Here is a 1287-nt window from a genome sequence, read left to right on the forward strand (position 1 = left end):
GGCGGGGGGAGGGGGAGGTCGACCCGGAGGAGGCGGGTGTGGCGACCGCTCCTTGTTGTGGTCCCGCTGGGTGCGGCGCGGACGGGAGAGCCAGGAACAGGGCTGCCGCGGTGCAGGCCGCAGTCGCGCCCAGGGCGTGCCGGAGGTGGCGGCGGTGGCGGCGCCGGTCGGCGCGTCGGCGGATCTCCTCGGCGGGCAGGGCCGGTGCGGGCAGCTGTGTGCCGAGCAGCCGCAGCCGGTCGCCGACGGTGTCGCCGACGGTGTCGTGGACGGGATCGTGGACGGGGTCAGACACGGAGCTTTCCTTCCTCGCTGGTCGGGCTTCGGTCGGCGAGTCCGGCCGCGAGCGCCGTCCGGCCGCGGGCGAGGCGGCTCTTGACCGCGCTGACGCTGGCGCCGGTCTCGGCCGCGACCTGCTCGACGGAGAGGTCGCACATGTGGTGCAGGACCAGGGCGCTCCGCTGTGCCTCGGGCAGGTCGCGGAGCGCGGCGACCAGTACCAGGTGGTCCTCGGTGGGCGGCTCGACGGTGGGTGGTTCCTGTCGGTGGTGGCGTCCGGCCAGGTGCAGACCCCGGGTCAGGCGCCGCCAGCGGGAGATGGCCAGCCGCCGGGCCGTGGTCCGGATCCATGCCTCCGGGGCGCCGTCCGGGCCGAAGGTACGCCTTCGGTCCCACGCGCGGATGAAGGCCTCCTGGACCACGTCCTGTGCTTCGGACCAGTTGCCGGTCATCGCGTAGAGCTGCCCGGTCAGGCGGGAGAAGGACGCCGCGTAGAACGCGTCGAACTCCTGTGGCGTCATCAAGGGCCTCTCTTCCGGGACTGTCCGTCAGCTCGCGGCACGGGCGGCTCGCGAGGAAGCACTCCCCGGCGGCGGCGGAGCCGTGCGTCCTGGGTGGAGCCTCCCGCCCTGTACGCACGAGCGCCGCCCCAGGGTCGCACTCGCGGCCTATGAGCTGGATCACGTGTGCGGGGGGCGACCTGCCGGGCGTCAGGAGGCGTACAGGGGTGCGGACATCACCCGGACGCCCGCAGGAAAGGACACGGATTCATGCGTATCCGCCCGATCACCCTCATCGCCGCCACCGCCGCGGTCATCGCGACCGCAGGGGGAGCGGCCACCGCCGCGACCGGCGCTTCCACACCCACGGCCGCCCTCACGGCCGCCCCCACGGCCACCCCCACCGCCCACGGCGAGCCCTCCGGTGCGCCCACCGGTGCGCCCACCGCCACGGCCGGCGCCTCGGCGACCCCCAGCAGCGGCCCGTCCGCCACTCGCGCGACCGCCA

The 1287-nt window shown here is 75.1% G+C and carries 1 protein-coding gene and 2 pseudogenes; 1 reads left to right on the top strand and 2 read right to left on the bottom strand.

Annotated elements, in window-relative coordinates:
- Both ABTY61_RS41865 and ABTY61_RS41870 read right to left on the bottom strand, forming a co-directional pair.
- Window positions 1–295, bottom strand: a pseudogene (locus tag ABTY61_RS41865) (hypothetical protein); the annotation flags it as partial.
- Window positions 288–800: a SigE family RNA polymerase sigma factor gene (locus ABTY61_RS41870; protein ID WP_350510498.1), complete on the bottom strand. Its 513-nt coding sequence runs from the start codon at window positions 798–800 to the stop codon at window positions 288–290. The pseudogene ABTY61_RS41865 and the gene ABTY61_RS41870, both read right to left, overlap by 8 nt.
- A 249-nt stretch (window positions 801–1049) precedes the next feature.
- Between ABTY61_RS41870 and ABTY61_RS41875 the strand changes: the two are divergent.
- Window positions 1050–1287 (top strand): annotated as a pseudogene (locus ABTY61_RS41875) (hypothetical protein); the annotation flags it as partial.

Origin of the sequence: Kitasatospora sp. NPDC096128 (assembly GCF_040303105.1) — a bacterium.
In the GTDB taxonomy this organism is placed as follows: Bacteria; Actinomycetota; Actinomycetes; order Streptomycetales; family Streptomycetaceae; genus Kitasatospora.